At 54.3% G+C, this 18,162-nt stretch carries 15 protein-coding genes; all 15 read right to left on the bottom strand.

All coding sequences use genetic code 11. The annotated features are described in order from the left end of the window. Nucleotides 1–2: 2 nt before the first annotated feature. Nucleotides 3–782 carry a hypothetical protein gene (locus ACIPZC_RS18485; RefSeq protein WP_400628646.1) on the bottom strand — a complete coding sequence of 260 codons (780 nt, stop codon included), beginning with the start codon at nucleotides 780–782 and terminating at the stop codon, nucleotides 3–5. Nucleotides 783–888: 106 nt separating this feature from the next. Beyond that, nucleotides 889–1,566, bottom strand: a complete 678-nt coding sequence (locus ACIPZC_RS18480; protein WP_400628644.1) for an HAD family hydrolase — start codon at nucleotides 1,564–1,566, stop codon at nucleotides 889–891. Beyond that, nucleotides 1,559–2,299, bottom strand: a complete 741-nt coding sequence (locus ACIPZC_RS18475; RefSeq protein WP_400628642.1) for a 3-deoxy-manno-octulosonate cytidylyltransferase — start codon at nucleotides 2,297–2,299, stop codon at nucleotides 1,559–1,561. Before ACIPZC_RS18475 ends, ACIPZC_RS18480 begins: the two co-directional genes overlap by 8 nt. A gap of 14 nt (nucleotides 2,300–2,313) precedes the next feature. Continuing rightward, complete coding sequence (locus ACIPZC_RS18470) at nucleotides 2,314–3,927, bottom strand: aldolase catalytic domain-containing protein (RefSeq protein WP_400628640.1); 1,614 nt, start codon at nucleotides 3,925–3,927, stop codon at nucleotides 2,314–2,316. Nucleotides 3,928–3,939: 12 nt separating this feature from the next. Next, nucleotides 3,940–5,229, bottom strand: a complete 1,290-nt coding sequence (locus ACIPZC_RS18465) for a flippase (protein WP_400628638.1) — start codon at nucleotides 5,227–5,229, stop codon at nucleotides 3,940–3,942. A gap of 424 nt (nucleotides 5,230–5,653) precedes the next feature. Continuing rightward, the gene (locus tag ACIPZC_RS18460) at nucleotides 5,654–7,018 is read right to left on the bottom strand and encodes a Wzz/FepE/Etk N-terminal domain-containing protein (protein ID WP_400628636.1); all 1,365 of its coding nucleotides are present in this window, start codon (nucleotides 7,016–7,018) and stop codon (nucleotides 5,654–5,656) included. A 153-nt stretch (nucleotides 7,019–7,171) separates the two neighbouring features. Beyond that, nucleotides 7,172–8,236, bottom strand: a complete 1,065-nt coding sequence (locus ACIPZC_RS18455; protein ID WP_400628634.1) for an LPS O-antigen chain length determinant protein WzzB — start codon at nucleotides 8,234–8,236, stop codon at nucleotides 7,172–7,174. Between the two features lie 208 nt (nucleotides 8,237–8,444). Continuing rightward, complete coding sequence (locus ACIPZC_RS18450; protein ID WP_400628632.1) at nucleotides 8,445–9,872, bottom strand: MBL fold metallo-hydrolase RNA specificity domain-containing protein; 1,428 nt, start codon at nucleotides 9,870–9,872, stop codon at nucleotides 8,445–8,447. A gap of 104 nt (nucleotides 9,873–9,976) precedes the next feature. Beyond that, entirely contained in the window at nucleotides 9,977–10,240 is a 264-nt protein-coding gene (locus ACIPZC_RS18445) for a lipopolysaccharide assembly protein LapA domain-containing protein (RefSeq protein WP_241802910.1), read from the bottom strand. Between the two features lie 20 nt (nucleotides 10,241–10,260). Continuing rightward, entirely contained in the window at nucleotides 10,261–10,557 is a 297-nt protein-coding gene (ihfB, locus tag ACIPZC_RS18440; protein WP_012313292.1) for an integration host factor subunit beta, read from the bottom strand. A gap of 425 nt (nucleotides 10,558–10,982) precedes the next feature. After that, on the bottom strand, nucleotides 10,983–12,659 hold the full coding sequence (rpsA, locus tag ACIPZC_RS18435; protein ID WP_012313291.1) for a 30S ribosomal protein S1: 1,677 nt from the start codon (nucleotides 12,657–12,659) through the stop codon (nucleotides 10,983–10,985). Between the two features lie 123 nt (nucleotides 12,660–12,782). After that, nucleotides 12,783–13,469, bottom strand: a complete 687-nt coding sequence (cmk, locus tag ACIPZC_RS18430; protein ID WP_400628629.1) for a (d)CMP kinase — start codon at nucleotides 13,467–13,469, stop codon at nucleotides 12,783–12,785. After that, the gene (locus tag ACIPZC_RS18425) at nucleotides 13,466–15,706 is read right to left on the bottom strand and encodes a bifunctional prephenate dehydrogenase/3-phosphoshikimate 1-carboxyvinyltransferase (protein WP_241802906.1); all 2,241 of its coding nucleotides are present in this window, start codon (nucleotides 15,704–15,706) and stop codon (nucleotides 13,466–13,468) included. Before ACIPZC_RS18425 ends, cmk begins: the two co-directional genes overlap by 4 nt. Nucleotides 15,707–15,959: 253 nt before the next feature. Further along, a complete protein-coding gene (gene pheA, locus ACIPZC_RS18420) occupies nucleotides 15,960–17,054 on the bottom strand; it encodes a prephenate dehydratase (RefSeq protein WP_012313288.1) in 1,095 nt (364 codons plus the stop codon). Further along, on the bottom strand, nucleotides 17,054–18,139 hold the full coding sequence (serC, locus tag ACIPZC_RS18415) for a 3-phosphoserine/phosphohydroxythreonine transaminase (protein WP_400628626.1): 1,086 nt from the start codon (nucleotides 18,137–18,139) through the stop codon (nucleotides 17,054–17,056). The genes pheA and serC overlap by 1 nt, the downstream gene beginning before the upstream one ends. Nucleotides 18,140–18,162 lie beyond the last annotated feature (23 nt).

The following is an 18,162-nucleotide window of genomic DNA, read 5'->3' as shown; positions in this document are numbered from 1 at the left end:
CCTTATTTTTTATAAACTGGCAAAAAACTACTCAGCGGCGAACTCTCATGTGCAGCGTAAAGCGTAACCCCCCTATGAGCTAGTAGGCTTGCCAATATAGGAATTGCTGTTTTCATACCAACACTTGAGGTGGCAGTGGGATGAACAGTATTTATCGTTGTCGCCTTATAAAACTTATCGCTCACTTCCAATTGAGGGCAATAATCGCGATCCCCATCAAAATCACTTGCCTCATAAAAATACTGACCACCGAAATCTATTCCGTGCAAAACGATACTCTTATACCCGCTGAAATACATCAAAAACACGCAAGTCAAAGCAGTCGAAGTGTATTGGGGCAGATACATTCCGCTTTCATTCAGACAGTTCTCCAAAATCCCTTTAAGTGACGCTTCTCTTATGCAAGGAACGACATAATCTTTTGCGTATTTAACCGATTGCCCCCATTTTTTTTCGATAAAGTATTTGTCATTCTTTGACTCCCAGAGGTTCTTGAACAAAATAATATCTGTGCTTTTTGACACAACATTATCGACAATATTTTTATGTGAAATAGCGACCTTGGACACACCTATGCCGCCGAACTCAACAAAATAGGCATCGTAATTTAGATCATAAATGCCAGCATAGTTGAACCCGATAACGAAATCATTTTTTTCAATTTCAATCTTGCTTCTATTTAGTGACCAACCAGACCCGACAACATGACACACTTCGGAACTTTTCCAGATTGTTCGCTCTTTAATTTTTCCAACAATTTCACCTCGAGAAAGAACCTCCAAACCCTTGGATCTTAAAAATCTAGAAACATATAAAACCCTCAATTTGCAATAGAAAACAGCTATGATAGTGTAAGCCCAATGAGCTAGCGCATACTTCCCAACTATTTTACTTAGCATAGCTTGAAGACAGCTCCATAATATTTTTCATTATTGATACTGGGATATTGCCCGGGCTCTTAAAAAAGTCTTTCCAATCTTCAAATTCTGACCATTCTGTTAAGAAAACAAAGTCAAATCTCATATGATCTGCTACGGTATAGTCATAACGACTATCACCCACAAAAAGGACAGATCCAGAAATAACACCTTTATCTAGAGCGCTTTGTAAAATAGATTCTTTTGTGCAAGGGCTACCATAAATCCCTCCATCAAAATAGTCGATAATTCCTCTTTCTTTGAATAATCTACGAAGCTCATCCTGATCCCCCCCCGAAGCCACTAACCAACGGGCCTCACTAGTATTTTCACGTAGTCTTTCCAAACCACCCGCAATCTCGCAATTCAACAGCCCTTCCCACACAAAATTCGAGTATTTATCTAGAAGTAGCTTTAACTCAAACTCTTCAAAGGTTTCTTTTTTTACTATGTCTGTCAAAAAAAACTCAAATTTTTTGTACCTGGAAATACCGCCGTTTCGAACATGGTGGTCAACAAGACTGAGCGCTGCAGGCTCTCCATACTCAAGCGCAGCCTTATAAAAGGCTTCCGTCTTAACCTTGTTTGAATCAAGTAAAACGCCATCGCAATCAAATACAATGGTATTGTACGCAGTTACATCAAGCATGATGAATCTTCCTCAATTCCTTCTCGACTATGTCGACATCACTTGGCACATCTACGGCATAGGTACCAGGAGATGTTTTAACCATCCTAATGGTCGCCCCCCATTCTAGAAACCGAAGTATTTCGATATCCTCGCTTTGTTCAAGAGTGCTCTTACGATTGAACTCACTATACTTTCTAAGGTCCTCAGGACCAAATGCATATATGCACACCTGTTTAAAGAAGCTAGCAGGTTTATTTTCCGAGGTTTTGTAACCTGGTATTGCGGATCGTGACATATATATCATTCGGCCATCCTCAGTAAAGATAACCTTAGGAATATTCACACTCCCCACATCCTCATCCTCAGAAATACAACAGTATCCATTGACAATATCTGACGGCGTACGCCTCTTTTGTTCGATTATATTTATAATATCCTGTGGATCTATGAGTGGTTCATCGCCCTGGACATTTATATAAAAATCAGCCTTTACCTTCAATGCAAATTCAGCCACTCTGTCCGTGCCAGTCAATGCATTTTCACTTGTATAAACTACATTGAATCCAGCATTACTTACCACATCTCCGATCCGCTGATCGTCTGTTGCGATGTAAACATCAGATTTAGGTACAGCCTTAGCACATAACTCAGCCACCCACAAGATCATTGGCTTACCCAAAAGTGGTACTAAGGGCTTTCCAGGGTAACGAGAAGATTTATAACGCGCAGGTATGACGATTACCGTTTTCATTTCTCTAACCAATATTATGAATTAAGAGCATAAACAGAGCAGCATTTTATTTCATATAGCGTGGGTGTAATCGCTATAAGTGGCAGCGCCTTCTCAGCTTTTTGATATTCTTGGAATATTTTATCTGATTCTTGTCTTCTTGGATCGTCTGAACTGTAGCCATCAAAGCCCGCAAGATATATCGACTTTCCTTGACCACTTGTTGCGATGGCCAATGCGTAAGCTATTACAAGGGATGTAGGTACTTGGGCGTAATTTTCATGAAAAACAAACTTTTCTGGAACTACGTGAAGACCAAAATCTAATACCTCTTTATCTCCCAATGCCAGCCGGACATCGTCAGGAAGCATGGATGCCGGTATCGCCAGTGGTTGCGGTAAACGAGCGTGTTCTTCGCAATCTGCTAACAAACGAACGGGATGACAAGCAGCTCGAATATCTATTAACTCGTCTGAAATACTTTTCTCAGTATTCAAAGCAATAACAAATGGCTTTTGCGTCCGAATAAATGTCTCAATTGCTGTTCTATGTGTGCAGACACCTGGGCCAGCCCCTAAGATCAGGATATCTTTACCTTCAAGCATCGGAGTTGGGTTCCAATTACCTCTTGGCTCTCCTCGGAAAAAATGCCTAGCAGCTTCCAGTGTCGATAGACTAAATTTCTTTCCGCCCTCGGTCTTGAGGTGATCAATTACCGCCAATATGTCTTCTTCGTTATAACGAGTGTCAGCCAACATTTCTTGAATATAGGATGGATGGATACCATATTTTCCAGCAAGATAATAATATGGATTACTCCCCCAGCCATGCTTAACTTGCATAGGTTGAAAATGCTCACGAATCAACGTCAATAATGGCGTAATATTGCAGTTACGACTCCTGTGTGCTTCCAGCGCTAATACTAAATATTCAGTTTTGACATTCCCGGGACCGCGCCCCATGCCGGTGACGGTACCGTCCACCCAGTCAACGCCGGACTCCACCGCCGCTATAGTGTTTGCCAGAGCTTGACCCATGTTGTCATGCGTGTGAATACCAAGTTGTCCGCCCCAACCTACTTTAAAAGCCTTCACTACTTCATGAATTTTTGTGGGATTCATGCTTCCCATAGAATCCGCGAAATAAAGAACGTCTATTGGAAATTGGCTCGCAGCTCTGGCAAGCCTAGACAGCTCATCCAAAGGCCTGTCAGCTACTTGCATTAGATTGAATCCAACCATATACCCCTGCCCTTTTAACCATGCAGCCGCGGGCAATGCTTTCTCGAATTCATGCACATGGCATGCAATCCGGACAAGGCTTAGAGGTGAGTCATCAGCATGATTAAATAGCTGCTCTAATCTACTTTCAATTTTTTCTATGTCACTAACAAAGTCACTAGCATTAATCATCACACCCAATTTAAGACCTGAAGGTATTCGCAAAGAATCAAGGAAACTATCTGTAGTATAAGCACAACCACCAAAGAACCTATCGCGATTAAATGTACGCAACCCTAGCTCAACATAGTCAACCCCAATACTGACCATCGCTTGCAGATACTCTTCAATCAGGGAATCTGAAAAATCCCATGAATTATAGTAACCACCGTCACGCAAAGTGCAGTCCAGCAAAGTTATAGGTTTCATAATCACTCACCCTCAACCAATGGGCCGAAATATTGCTCTATGCTTAAGTTTAAGCAACAACTTAAGCTCCGGATCAAACCAATCCATCACATAGTTTGCAAAAAAAGTACACATGAACGTAGAGATCGCTGCCCCTTTTATTCCATATATAGGGATAAGCAAATAATTCAAGACAACATTTACAACTGCAGCCGCCACGGTACGTACGGCAAACTTTCGCTCCATTTTTTCCACGTTCAGGTAGCGGGCCGATACGGTTCCCATTCCTGCAAATACACCTGTCCACATGATAATGCTAAGTACGCCGGCAGACTCTCTATAATCTTCCCCAAAAGTAAGGACCATTAATTCCTCACCCCAAAAAGTCGCCACCACTGCAACTAATACACTACTCCAAATAACCACAGCTAATAGCTGACTAAGCCTATTATGGTATAGCTGTTCGTTCCTATTCTTTAACGTAATTATAGCTGGAAGCAGAGATATAGTTATAACCACCAAGAAGACAACCCAAGCCTCATATATTCTTACTGCGGCAGAGTATATACCTACCTCCCTGAGGCCAAGAATATCCCGGATCATTACCTGATCAATCCTCATATATATTTGTATTGCGACCGACCCCAAAACCAAAGGCCAAGCACTCATAAGCATGTCCTTAGCGTCGTGCCAACTGAACTTAGACAAACAGTTCAAGATACCTAGACGAAGAGCCATGATCGCAAAAAACAAACTGAGAATAATAAAGTCTGCAAGAAAAGCACAAACGAACCAAAATAACTTCGCCTGGATCACTATCAGCCAAAGCTTAACTAGCGACATAACTAACAAGGCAATTGACTTTATAATTGCAGAATATTTCGCTTTAACCTTGGCCTGAAAATAATAATCAAACACGTAAACAGATGTAAATATGCACCCCATAGACATAATACAAGCGTATAGCTTTACGCAATCAGACTCGTCACTAAAATAAAAATAAACCACAGCCAAAGCCGTACAAACCACCCCTGCCACAAACATTAACCAGAACGCAGTCCCAGTTAATACTTCATATCTTTCTTCTTGCTTCACCACTTCTCTAACAACGATAGCATCCATGCCTAGTCGAGAAATTGCGATTAAAAAGGTAGCTACGGCAATCAAATAACTCAAGATACCGTAGCTATCAGGCCCTAAGTAACGAGCCACATATATCCCAACAAATACACCAGACACAATTCGCAGAAACTGCTCAGCCAGCATCCAGGACGAATTGAAAAAATACTTCTTGAAAGTTGAACTATTTAATTTTTTAATCATCTTATCTTCAACTTATCAGGCCTAGCGCTCAAGTTTATGCCATTGTACTCAGCTATAAGAACTCATAGAATTAGATTCCGATCTCGCCTTTCACCTGCTGCCTATTCCCAAAGCGGGTTATCATCTGAATCTTAGCTTAAGCTCATAACATCGCATAGACAGTTGGCTAACAAAGGTGTCAGAACATAGAGGCCCCAAAACAACGAAAAATCCGGGGCGCTGAATGCCAGACGTGCATACCGGGCCCTAGGAGTGATTCTGTATGGGCTTCCTCTCCGGCCGAATCACTCGATCCGAAACAGCTCTGTAGCGGGTCAAAGCACGGCCCGCTTTCCAGAGGGCAATTTTCCGACCGCTGTTTAGCATTTGAGAACCTCTTCGAAGCCACTCTGCGTGCCATCAAATCAACATCAAGCCCCATATATCAAGAATTCGCTTCTGATAATCGAGTGTTTATCTGCTGCGGCAAATCCTCGGCAAGAATCCGTTCACCAGAACCATCGATATGTAGAACCCTCAGGTGTCGTAAGTGATCCTTGAATGCACCACGCAGTATGGCGATAACAATTCCTAGTAACAGTCCTCCAACCAATGCCACAAGCACAATTAAGGTTTTGCGAGGCTTGATAGGCTTAGTGGATGCCACCGCCCGCTGGTCGACGTTGACTAGATGCAACCCTTGCAACTGGGTGTCGATAGCCTGCAAGCGTGCGCGCTCGATGCGAAGCGCGTCTATCCCTTCCAAAAATGCCTCTTCATTTGCCCGAGCCTTGATTGCCTGGACCTTGCGGTTGGTCGAAAGCATGATCAGTTCTTTACGGATCTGACCGATTCTAGGCTCTACAAAGTCATCTGAAGTGCGCTTCCGAAGAGCCGTGCGCTCGGCATCTAGCACCTCGGTACCCATGAAATACAGCGGCACTTGCCTGCCGTTTACTTCAGTACGAATTACGCTGCCGTTTACCACACCTTCATCCGCCATCAATGAAGGGGTGGATGGCTTTTTTAATCCAAGGCTTATAGCTACATTTATGGCTTCGTCCAACTCGACCAAACGTGCTTCGCGGCGCAGCTTCAACTGCACCCGGAGGGCCTTCAGCTCATCGTTGAGTTGCGCACGCTTGATCGAATCATTTTCCTCAAGTCGCGCTATACGGCTTTCATTACCGGCCTGGTAACCTGTCATTGCGGAAATCAATTGAGCATCAACCTCAGCTAGGCGGTTGGCTACAATGACCTGCATGTCTTTGGAAAGTTGAACTCGCTCTCGTTCGATTGCATAGTCAACGAAGTCATTCAGAATGGTCGGACCGTTAACGCCGCTCTCATAACGCATCTTTATTCCGATGAAGTCACTGAGCAGATCCGTTTTCTTCAAATCAGCCTGTACGACGCTGAGTGCACCGGAATTAAAATTTTCAAAAGCCTGTTCTATGCTTTCCCCTTCATCTTGAAAAGCATTGATCAGATCTGGCCTGGAGCGGAAAAAGTCTAAGCGCGCTTTGTAGGACTCAAGCGTCGCGCCTACACGCCTTAGCGCATCTGATGGCGGCAATGAGTAGATCTTCGAGCGATTCAACGCGTCCAGTTGATTTAGAGCAACAGGCCTCAACATTGTCGACGTCTCATAAACGGGCGTAATCGTGTAAGCCGCTACTGCACCAATCAGCCCGCATCCCGCCGTAACCGCCACGATAAATATTCGCCTGCGCCAAACGGTGCGGACAATCCCAAAAAGGTCAATTTCGCCTGAAGAGGCCATGGAAGGGACGCGTGAAATACTTTTCAATTGACTTGCCTGCGTGCTAACTGGGGGATAACCAAGACAGGCAGGGCGGATCAGCGGGTCGTGCTCGCTCGTTCAGCATTCCATGTCATCGGCGGCTAAAGGGCATTGTTACACCTTCCGTAACCGACAACAACGCCTTGAAGATCCTTGTGGTCAAAGAAGTTCCCTTCCACTCGTCGCCTTCCGTTTCTCCCAAAGGTCACGGCTTAGCGCCGCCATCACACCCAGACCCATGCCTACCAGCACCGATAATAAAAAAATCAGGGCTTTTCGCGGCTTGATTGGCTCATCAGGCTGAGAAACGGCCCCATCCTGCTGATACATGGCAACCAACGATGGATCGATCTTCAGGCTACGCAGAAAACTCAGCTTCTCTTGCCTTTCTCGCAAGTCAGGGATGAAGGGATCGTCCGAAGCACGAGACTCTAGGTTAGCAATTTCACCTTGCAGCGCCTTGGTCCCCCGCATATAGGTGAGCGCCCCACTCATTCCAGCCGATACTTCGTTCGACAACGTTTCGGCGATGATCGGTGGTTTTTCAAGCCCAATGGAGCTCGCTACCCGCAATGCTTCTTTAAGCTTCGCAATCTGATCGGCACGCTTGTTCGCAGCACTGGCCCGCGAGGCACGGATTTGCTGCTCTAGGTTGTCAGCCATTATCGAAATATCACTGCGAGTACCACTCAGGAGCTCATTTTTAGCTCGCTCCGCCGCCATTTCGGCGTAGCTGGACACCCACGTCGCCGCTAGACGAGGATCTTCGATGTTCGCAGTGAGCACATAGCGGTCTGGCATATTTTTACCAGCTTGGGTCACTTTAAGCATACCGTTGAACTGAGCGTACAATGCATCGCGCGACCCGCTCCGCTCCGCCTCTGTCAGCATCGGGAGAAATGCACTGCGAAAGAACTTATCTCGGACGGCTTCAGACTGGAGCGCCTTGAGGTAGATGCTGTACACGTCTTTGGAGCTGAGCGGAGCAAGGCCTGTGCCGTCACCACGACCGTAGTTAAGTTGAGCAATCTCATTCTGAGAGGGTGGCTGAATGTAGAGCTTCGCCTCGTACACTGGCGAAACCAGCATTATGTAGGTGAAACCTATTGCGATTATCGGTACCGCGATCAGCCCAACCCAAAGCTTTTGCCGCCAAACCCCCTGCACAAGCTCAATCAGATCAATCTCATCACTACCGCTCAGGCGCTCGCGTTCATTGCGCATTTAGTCTTTTTTTCCTTGGGTCCGTCTGATTGCTTCATCTCTGGGGCGCTTCCTGCTGCGGAAGCGGCACTCCCCTCGCGTCAAGCGTAGCGGCATTTTGCCCACATGCCCGCCAAGCTTCACCTACTTAGCATTAATCAGTAATAGAGGGAACCTTCCCACAGAAGTTCCTCACTTTTCGACAGACTTCACGCGCACCGCCCAAAGATCACACCGCAACTGTGACGCTCACCTCATTCCCACCCTCAGCAAGCCTATCCCGCAAGACCTGCGCCAGCACCTGCTTCGCCCGCGTCTCCCCATGCACCAGCACTACCCGCCGCGCGGCACACGCCATAGCGAACCTCACCAACCCTGCCTGGTCCGCATGCCCTGAGTACCCACCCAACGTCGCAACCTTCGCCCGCACCTCATAGCCAACCCCATCCAAGTCGACCTGCACGGTCCCTTTCGTACCCGCTTTGCGCTGAATCGCAGCCCCTGGTGTTCCCCTGGCCTGGTAGCCGACGAACATCACCTCATGCCGCGGATCACCAAGCATCGCCTTGAGGTAGTTGACGATCCGGCCTCCTGAGCACATGCCGTTACCCGCAATCACAATCGCCGGGCGCCCGGTGCTTTTCAGGTAATTGACCACCTGCTGGTGGCGCGCATGGGTATCCACGCACACCAGCTGGTTGAAGCCAAGGGGGTCACGCCCTTCGCTCATCAGCGCCTTGGCTTCGTCATTCCAGTAGTCATGCAGCTGGCGGTAGACGGTGGTAATGCGCTGGGCCAAGGGGGAGTCGAGAATGATCGGTAGCTGCGACCAGGCGAAGGTGTCATCACCCGGCACCACGGCCGGGTCACCGAGCAGTGCCTTGCGGTGGAGAATGGCCTCGATCTCGTACAGCAACTCTTGAGTGCGGCCCAGGCTGAACGCGGGAATCAGGATGGTGCCGCGGTCCTGCAGTGCGCGGTCGATCACCTGCTCAAGCTGGTGCTGGCGCATGCTGCGGTCGGGGTGCAGGCGGTCACCGTAGGTGCTTTCCAACACCAGCAGGTCTGCCCGCTCGGGTGGTTGCAGTGGGCGCAGCAGTGGGTTGCCTTCGGGGCCGAGATCGCCGGAGAAAACGATGCGGTGGTTTTGCTCTGCCACGTCTATGTCGCACTCCACATAGGCGGAGCCCAGCAGGTGCCCGGCGCGCTGCAGGCGCACTTGGCAGCTGAGGCCGGGCTTGTTTACCACGCAGTGCCACTGGCCGAAGGGAATCGACACCACCAGGCCATCGATTAGCTCGAGGTAACGCGCCACTTGTGCGGGCTCGCTGCTGATGGCCAGCCTGTAGGCATCTTCCAGTACCAGGGGTAACAGCTTTGCCGAGGGCTCGCTGCAGAGGATCGGGCCGCGAAAGCCGGCCGCCAGCAGCGCGGGGATACGGCCGACATGGTCGAGGTGGACGTGGGTGATCACCAAGGCTTGTATGCCCTGGATATCAAAACCGAGCGCTGCGCTAGCAGCACCGGGCGCGGCGTCGGCGCCCTGCTCCAGGCCGCAATCCACGAGCAGGCTGGTGGTTGGATCGATGTGAAGCTGGTGACAAGAACCGGTTACACCACGGGTGCCACCGCGATGTGTAAGGGTGGGAAACGCCATACTGCTGCACGCTCGTTTGGGCCGTAAAAATGAAGCGGGTATTACTTCATTTTCAGCGTGGCGTGCACAGGTGAACATTTCCTAAAGAAACGCGGGAATTTTCCTCACTTCCCTTCAAGCGCTGCCTGTCGGGCCGAGGCGCGAATCTTGCGCTTGCTGCGCTGTACGCCGTAGGCACCCAACAGGGGGCCAACTGCAAGGCCGACTACCAGGGCGGCCAGCACTGGTACCGCAACCGGCAACTCGGGCGCCGACCAGCCGAACAGTACGAGTGCCACGGTTTGCTGGTTTTCCAGCACGAAGAACAACACCACCGCTGCCAATAGCAGTACGAACAACGCCGCCAAGGCGCGCTTGAGGTTACGCATCAAACTGGCTCCTTCATCAGTCAGGGGTGCTCGTGCTCTTCTTCATTGACGCGATCACGCAGCTCTTTGCCGGGTTTGAAGTGCGGAACGAACTTGCCTTCCAGTTCGACCGACTGGCCGGTCTTGGGGTTGCGCCCTACACGTGGCGCGCGATAGTGCAGGGAGAAGCTGCCAAAACCGCGGATCTCGATACGATCTCCGGTGGCCAAGCATTGGGACATCTGTTCAAGCATGGTCTTGATGGCCAGCTCCACATCCTTGGACGAGAGTAGCCCTTGATGGGTGACAATACGTTCGATCAGCTCCGACTTCGTCATATTTTTCCCTTCGTTATCAAGCAGCTAGATCATTGCTTAATCAGTTTGTAGCACGCTCGGAAGGATTTGAACAGGGTGGTTCTTGACTTAATAAAAAAATTCAAGATTGGAGTGTTCGGAAATAAGGCTGGGGGAGCTTTGTGGGGGAGCGTGGGCGGGCCGGGAACTACAGGGGATGGCGTTAGGCTGGGGGGATTTCGGGATTGGAATGGGCGGGCTGGAGGGTAGGCTTTTTACGCTGGGCATACAGCGCTTGGCTGTGCACTGGGCGATGCTTTGCGCGGCGGTGTCGACGCGGTTGGGCCTGCTTTGCAGGACATCGCCGGCAAGCTGGGTCCTACCGGGGGTGGCGTTGGGGTGGGGAATTTTGGGTATAAAAAAAGGTGGCCCGAAGGCCACCTTTTTTCACACCGATCAAACAGAACTTAGTTCTGCTTGGCCATTGCTTCGCGCAGCAGCGCAGCCATGGTGGTATCGGCAGCCGCTTCCGGAGCGTTTTTCAGGCTCTGGATGGCTTCACGCTCTTCAGCGTCGTCTTTCGACTTGATCGACAGGCTGATGACGCGCGATTTGCGGTCAACGCTGATGATCTTGGCTTCGATCTCTTCGCCTTCCTTCAGAACGTTACGCGCGTCTTCAACGCGGTCACGGCTGATTTCGGAAGCTTTCAGAGTGGCTTCGATGTCGTCGGCCAGAGTGACGATGGCGCCTTTGGCGTCAACTTCTTTCACGATGCCCTTGACGATAGCGCCCTTGTCGTTGACAGCAACGAAGTTGGAGAACGGATCGTCTTCCAGCTGCTTGATGCCCAGGGAGATGCGCTCGCGCTCTGGGTCAACCGACAGGATGACGGTTTCCAGCTCGTCGCCCTTCTTGAAACGACGTACGGCTTCTTCGCCGGTTTCGTTCCAGGAGATGTCGGACAGGTGAACCAGGCCGTCGATGCCGCCGTCCAGGCCGATGAAGATACCGAAGTCGGTGATCGACTTGATGGTACCGGTGATCTTGTCACCCTTGTTGAACTGGCCGGAGAAGTCTTCCCATGGGTTGGACTTGCACTGCTTGATGCCCAGGGAGATACGACGACGCTCTTCGTCGATGTCCAGAACCATGACTTCCACTTCGTCGCCAACCTGAACGACTTTCGACGGGTGGATGTTCTTGTTGGTCCAGTCCATTTCGGAAACGTGTACCAGACCTTCAACGCCTTCTTCCAGCTCAGCGAAGCAGCCGTAGTCGGTCAGGTTGGTAACGCGAGCCTGTACGCGGGTACCTTCTGGGTAACGCGCAGTGATAGCAACCCACGGATCTTCGCCCATCTGCTTCAGACCCAGCGAAACGCGGTTACGCTCACGGTCGAACTTCAGAACGCGTACGTCGACTTCGTCGCCAACGTTAACGATTTCCGATGGGTGCTTGATGCGCTTCCAAGCCATGTCGGTGATGTGCAGCAGGCCGTCGATGCCGCCCAGGTCCACGAATGCGCCGTAGTCGGTGAGGTTCTTGACGATACCTTTGACTTGCTGGCCTTCCTGCAGGGTTTCCAGCAGGGCTTCGCGCTCGGCGGAGTTCTCGGCTTCCAGCACGCTGCGACGGGAAACGACAACGTTGTTGCGCTTCTGGTCCAGCTTGATGACCTTGAATTCCAGCTCTTTGCCTTCCAGGTGGGTGGTGTCGCGCACAGGGCGGACATCAACCAGGGAGCCCGGCAGGAACGCACGGATGCCGTTAACGTCGACAGTGAAGCCGCCCTTAACCTTACCGTTGATAACGCCCTTGACCACTTCTTCGGCGGCGAAAGCTGCTTCCAGAACAATCCAGCACTCGGCGCGCTTGGCTTTTTCACGGGACAGTTTGGTTTCGCCAAAGCCGTCTTCGACCGCGTCCAGCGCAACGTGAACTTCGTCACCGACCTTGATGGTCAGCTCGCCAGCTTCGTTGTAGAACTGCTCGAGCGGGATGACGCCCTCGGACTTCAGGCCAGCGTGTACGGTAACCCAGTCGCCGTCGATGTCGACAACGATACCGGAGATGATCGCACCCGGCTGAAGATTGAGGGTTTTCAGGCTTTCTTCAAAGAGTTCTGCAAAGCTTTCGCTCATTTTAATTCCTGTAGATTCGGGCGAAACAGACGCCCATCGCCACACTCCAGACAATGTGGGTTTCGTTAAGTAAAGGAAAACGGGCAGGACGTTGACTGGTGCCCCTGCCTGCTTTCCTGACGATCAGACCAAGTCGCGCTGGGCGAGCTCGCTCCTGATACGGTGCAGCACCTGCTCGATGGACAGCTCCGTGGAATCCAGCTGTATGGCATCGGCCGCCGGCTTGAGCGGGGCCACTGCGCGCTGGGTGTCGCGCTCATCGCGCGCACGAATCTCATCTAGCAGACTCGACAGACTAACATCTTCGCCTTTGCCCTTCAACTGCAGGTAGCGGCGGCGGGCACGCTCCTCGGCACTGGCGGTCAAAAACACCTTCAGTGGCGCGTCGGGGAACACCACGGTACCCATGTCGCGGCCATCGGCGATCAGGCCCGGCGCTTCGCGGAAAGCGCGCTGGCGCTGCAGCAGCGCTTCACGCACTGCCGGCAGGGAGGCGACCATCGACGCCCCGGCACCCACCGTCTCGGTGCGGATGACATTGCTGACGTCCTCACCTTCGAGAATGATCTGTTGCAGCTTACCCGGCTCGGCGGCGACGAACTGCACATCCAGATGGGCGGCCAGTTTTTTCAGCAGCTCTTCGTTGGTCAGGTCGACACCGTGATTGCCGGCGTTGAACGCCAGCAGACGGTAAAGCGCGCCGGAATCCAGCAACCGCCAACCCAGTTCGCGCGCCAACAGGCCTGCGACCGTACCCTTGCCCGAGCCGCTCGGGCCATCGATGGTGATGACCGGCGCTTGGGAATTCACGACTTGCCCTCTTCTGCCACGCGAATACCCACTTCGGCGCACAGCGCGAGGAAGTTGGGGAACGAGGTGGCGACGTTGGCGCAATCATGGATGCGGATGGGTGCGCTGGCGCGCAGCGAGGCAACGCTGAAGGCCATGGCGATGCGGTGGTCGCCGTGGCCATGCACTTCGCCACCGCCAATCTGGCCACCGTCGATGATGATGCCGTCGGGGGTCGGCTCGCACTTCACGCCCAGGGCGATCAGGCCGTCGGCCATCACCTGGATGCGGTCAGACTCCTTCACCCGCAGCTCTTCGGCGCCACGCAGCACGGTGCGCCCTTCGGCGCAGGCGGCGGCCACGAACAGCACCGGGAATTCGTCGATGGCCAGCGGCACCAGGTGCTCAGGGATATCGATACCCTTGAGCTTGGCACCGCGCACCCGCAGGTCGGCCACCGGCTCACCGCCGACTTCACGCTGGTTTTCCAGGGTGATGTCGCCACCCATCAGGCGCAGGATGTCGATGACACCGGTGCGGGTCGGGTTGATGCCGACATGTTCGAGCACAAGCTCCGAGCCTTCGGCGATGGAGGCTGCCACCAGGAAGAACGCGGCCGACGAGATGTCTGCTGGCACTTCGATGCGTGTGGCAGTGAGTTTGCCGCCGGACTGCAGCGAAGCTACCGGGCCGTTGGACTCTACCGCATAGCCGAAGCCGCGCAGCATGCGCTCGGTGTGGTCACGGGTGGGCGCAGGCTCGGTAACGGTGGTTTTGCCCTCGGCGTACAGGCCAGCCAGCAGCAAGCAGGATTTGACCTGGGCACTGGCCATCGGCAGCGTGTAGGTCAGCGCTTTGAGCGTGTGGCCACCGCGGATGGTCAGCGGTGGGCGGCCGTCCGGGCCGGTCTCGACCACAGCACCCATCTCGCGCAGCGGGTTGGCCACGCGGTTCATCGGGCGCTTGGACAGCGACGCGTCGCCGGTCATGGTCACGTCGAACGACTGGCCGGCCAGCAGGCCCGAGAGCAGGCGCATGGAGGTGCCGGAGTTGCCCACGTAGATCGGCCCGGGCGGTGGCTTGAGGCCGTGCAGGCCCACACCGTGAATGGTCACGCGGCCGTGGTTCGGGCCTTCGATGACCACCCCCATGTCACGGAAAGCCTGAAGGGTCGCCAGGGCGTCCTCACCTTCGAGGAAGCCTTCGACTTCGGTCGTGCCTTCGGCCAGGGAGCCGAGCATGATCGAACGGTGGGAAATCGACTTGTCGCCCGGTACGCGGATTCGCCCGGTCAGGCGGCCACCCGGTTGGGCCAGGAAAATCAGATCGTTGGCGTTCATAGCGTCCACATAGGCCCGGCGGGCCAAGATTTTACTGAAATGCTCGCGGGCAACCCGAGCGCGGGTGAATACACCCAGCAACTGGTGCCCGTCCCCTGCATCGACCGCGTCGCGCAAGGCGTCGAGGTCGCTGCGAAAAGTGTCCAGGGTGCGTAAGACAGCCTCGCGGTTGGCGAGGAATATGTCATGCCACATGGTCGGATCGCTGCCGGCGATTCTGGTGAAATCGCGGAAACCACCGGCAGCGTACCGGAAGATCTCAAGGTTTTCATTGCGCTTGGCCAACGAATCGACCAGGCCGAACGCCAGCAGGTGTGGCAAGTGGCTGGTGGCGGCCAGCACTTCGTCGTGGCGCTCGACCGGCATGTGCTCCACGTCGGCATCCAGCGCACGCCACAGGCGGTCGACCAGGGCCAGGGCGGCGGGGTCGGTTTCGGGCAGGGGCGTGAGGATGACCTTGTGGCGGCGGAACAGGGTGGCGTTGGAGGCCTCCACCCCGCTTTGTTCGGAGCCGGCGATGGGGTGGCCGGGCACGAAGTGGCGCAGGCGCTCGCCGAACACTTCACGCGCAGCACGCACCACGTTGCCTTTGGCGCTGCCGACGTCGGTGATGACGGCGTTGCCCAGGTCCAGTTGTGCCAGGCGGGCGAGGAGCTTTTCCATGGCCAGGATCGGCACCGCCAGCTGGATGACGTCGGCGCCGACACAGGCGGCGGCGAGGTCTTCTTCGCAGCGGTCGACCACACCCAGGGCCACAGCCTGCTTGCGTGAAGGGGCGTCCAGGTCGACGCCGACCACTTCGCGGCACAGGCCGCTTTCACGCAGGCCTTTGGCGAAGGAGCCGCCGATCAGACCCAGGCCTACGACGACGAGGCGGCCGATGAGTGGTGCGGGTTTGTTGTTTGCTGCAATTACCACTGGTGCGAACCCTGTTCAGAAATCAGGACAGTCTGTGAGACCGCAGGGGGCTGCTGTGCAGCCCATCGCCGGCAAGCCGGCTCCCACAGGTACGGCGCAAGTTTTACGGTTTGGGCTGTGCCTGTGGGCTGCTTTGCTGGCCATCGCCGGCAAGCTGGGCCCTACAGGTACGGCGCGAATTTTGGGCCTGCGCTGTACCGGTGGGAGCCGGCTTGCTAGCGATGGGCCGCATAGCGGCCCCGGCGAGCTTGAATCAAAGCACCGCCTTTGGATACGAACCCAACACCTTCAGCGCCACAGCCTCTTGGCTGATCTTCTCCAACACCGCCTTGATCAGCGGGTCGCGGTGGTGGCCAACGAAGTCGATGAAGAACACATAGGTCCACTTGCCACTGCGCGACGGGCGGGTCTCGATGCGGGTCAGGTCGATACCATTGTCATGGAACGGCACCAGCAATTCGTGCAAGGCACCTGGCTTGTTGCTCATCGAAACGATGATCGACGTCTTGTCGTCGCCAGTCGGCGGCACTTCCTGGTTGCCGATCATCAAGAAGCGCGTGGAGTTGTCCGGGCGGTCTTCGATCTTCTCGGCCAGGCGGGTCAACCCGTACAGGTTGGCCGCCATGTCGCCGGCGATCGCCGCCGAATTCCACTCGCCCTTGACTCGCTTCGCCGCCTCGGCATTGCTCGACACCGCCACGCGCTCCACATTCGGGTAGTGCGCGTCCAGCCATTTGCGGCACTGGGCCAACGACTGGGCATGGGAGTAGATGCGGGTAATGCTGTCGGTCTTGGTGTTTTCGCCCACCAGCAGGTGATGGTGGATGCGCAGCTCCACTTCGCCGCAGATCACCATGTCGTGCTCAAGGAAGCTGTCCAGGGTGTGGCTGACCGCACCCTCCGTGGAGTTTTCCACCGGCACCACGCCGAAATTGACGGCGCCAGCAGCCACTTCACGGAACACTTCGTCGATGGCAGCCATCGGCCGGCTGATCACAGCGTGGCCGAAGTGCTTCATCGCCGCAGCCTGGGTGAAGGTGCCTTCAGGCCCCAGGTAGGCGATTTTCAGCGGCTCTTCCAGGGCCAGGCAGGACGACATGATCTCGCGGAACAACCGCGCCATCTCTTCGTTGCCCAGCGGCCCCTTGTTGCGCTCCATCACACGCTTGAGCACGGCAGCTTCACGCTCAGGGCGGTAGAACACCGGCTGCTCGCCCTCGGCCAGCGAGGCGGTCTTGACCTTGGCCACTTCCTGGGCGCAACGGGCGCGGTCGCTGATCAGCTCGAGGATTTTCTCGTCAAGGCTGTCGATGCGCACGCGCAGCGCCTTGAGCTCATGTTCGGACATCAGCCGTGCTCCTTCTCGAATTCGGCCATGTAGGCCACCAGCGCCTCGACAGCGTCCAGGCCCAGGGCGTTGTAGATGGAAGCACGCATGCCGCCCACCGAGCGGTGGCCCTTGAGGTTGAGCAGGCCACGGGCATCGGCGCCGGTCAGGAAGGCCTTGTCCAGGCGCTCATCGGCCAGGCGGAACGGCACGTTCATCCACGAACGGGCGTTGTGGCTGATCGGGTTGGTGTAGAACTCGCTGGCGTCGATGAACCCGTACAGGCGGTCTTTCTTGGCGCGGTTGCGTTGTTCCATGGCGTCGACGCCACCCTGCTCCTTGAGCCACTCGAACACCAGGCCCGAGAGGTACCAGGAATAGGTGGCCGGGGTGTTGTACATCGAACCGTTGTCGGCCGAGACCTTGTAGTCGAGCATGGTCGGGCAGCTGCTGCGGGCGTGGCCCAGCAGGTCTTCACGGACGATCACCACCACCAGGCCGCTCGGGCCGATGTTCTTTTGCGCGCCGGCGTAGATCAGGCCGTACTGCGACACGTCGATCGGGCGCGAGAGGATGTCGGAGGACATGTCCACCACCAGCGGGACGTCACCGGTTTGCGGTACCCAGTCGAACTGCAGGCCGCCGATGGTCTCGTTGGATGCGTAGTGAACGTATGCTGCGTTCTTGGTCAGCTGCCACTCGTTCTGCCCAGGGATCGCCAGGTAGTCGTAAGGCTTGGCGCTGGCGGCGACGTTGACGTTGCCGAAGCGGCGCGCTTCTTCGATGGCCTTTTTCGACCAGATACCGGTTTCGACGTAGTCGGCAGTCCCGTTCTCCGGCAGCAGGTTCAGCGGGATCTCGGCGAACTGCTGGCTGGCGCCGCCCTGCAGGAACAGGACCTTGTAGTTGGAGGGGACGGACAGCAGGTCACGCAGGTCCTGCTCGGCCTTTTCGGCGATGGCCACGTAATCGTCGCTGCGATGGCTCATTTCCATCACCGACAAGCCCTTGCCACCCCAGTCCAGCATTTCGGCCTGGGCGCGCTGCAGGACAGCTTCAGGAAGCGCGGCAGGGCCTGCGCAGAAGTTAAAGGCTCGTTTGCTCACATCCACTCTCGCTCTGCCAAATA

The organism is Pseudomonas sp. NPDC089743, from assembly GCF_044748785.1.
GTDB classification, from domain to species: Bacteria; Pseudomonadota; Gammaproteobacteria; order Pseudomonadales; family Pseudomonadaceae; genus Aquipseudomonas; species Aquipseudomonas putida_X.
Note: the sequence above shows the minus strand (reverse complement) of the source record. Positions and strands in the feature narration are given on the sequence as shown.

What these genes read in the sequence shown, in the direction of transcription:
- ACIPZC_RS18445 (WP_241802910.1), bottom strand. Translation starts at nt 10,240, where the DNA reads ATGCGTAACCTCAAGCGCGCCTTGGCGGCGTTGTTCGTACTGCTATTG.
- ACIPZC_RS18470 (WP_400628640.1), bottom strand. Translation starts at nt 3,927, where the DNA reads ATGAAACCTATAACTTTGCTGGACTGCACTTTGCGTGACGGTGGTTAC.
- ihfB (WP_012313292.1), bottom strand. Translation starts at nt 10,557, where the DNA reads ATGACGAAGTCGGAGCTGATCGAACGTATTGTCACCCATCAAGGGCTA.
- ACIPZC_RS18455 (WP_400628634.1), bottom strand. Translation starts at nt 8,236, where the DNA reads ATGCGCAATGAACGCGAGCGCCTGAGCGGTAGTGATGAGATTGATCTG.
- ACIPZC_RS18480 (WP_400628644.1), bottom strand. Translation starts at nt 1,566, where the DNA reads ATGCTTGATGTAACTGCGTACAATACCATTGTATTTGATTGCGATGGC.
- pheA (WP_012313288.1), bottom strand. Translation starts at nt 17,054, where the DNA reads ATGTCCGAACATGAGCTCAAGGCGCTGCGCGTGCGCATCGACAGCCTT.
- ACIPZC_RS18475 (WP_400628642.1), bottom strand. Translation starts at nt 2,299, where the DNA reads ATGAAAACGGTAATCGTCATACCTGCGCGTTATAAATCTTCTCGTTAC.
- ACIPZC_RS18465 (WP_400628638.1), bottom strand. Translation starts at nt 5,229, where the DNA reads ATGATTAAAAAATTAAATAGTTCAACTTTCAAGAAGTATTTTTTCAAT.
- rpsA (WP_012313291.1), bottom strand. Translation starts at nt 12,659, where the DNA reads ATGAGCGAAAGCTTTGCAGAACTCTTTGAAGAAAGCCTGAAAACCCTC.
- ACIPZC_RS18450 (WP_400628632.1), bottom strand. Translation starts at nt 9,872, where the DNA reads ATGGCGTTTCCCACCCTTACACATCGCGGTGGCACCCGTGGTGTAACC.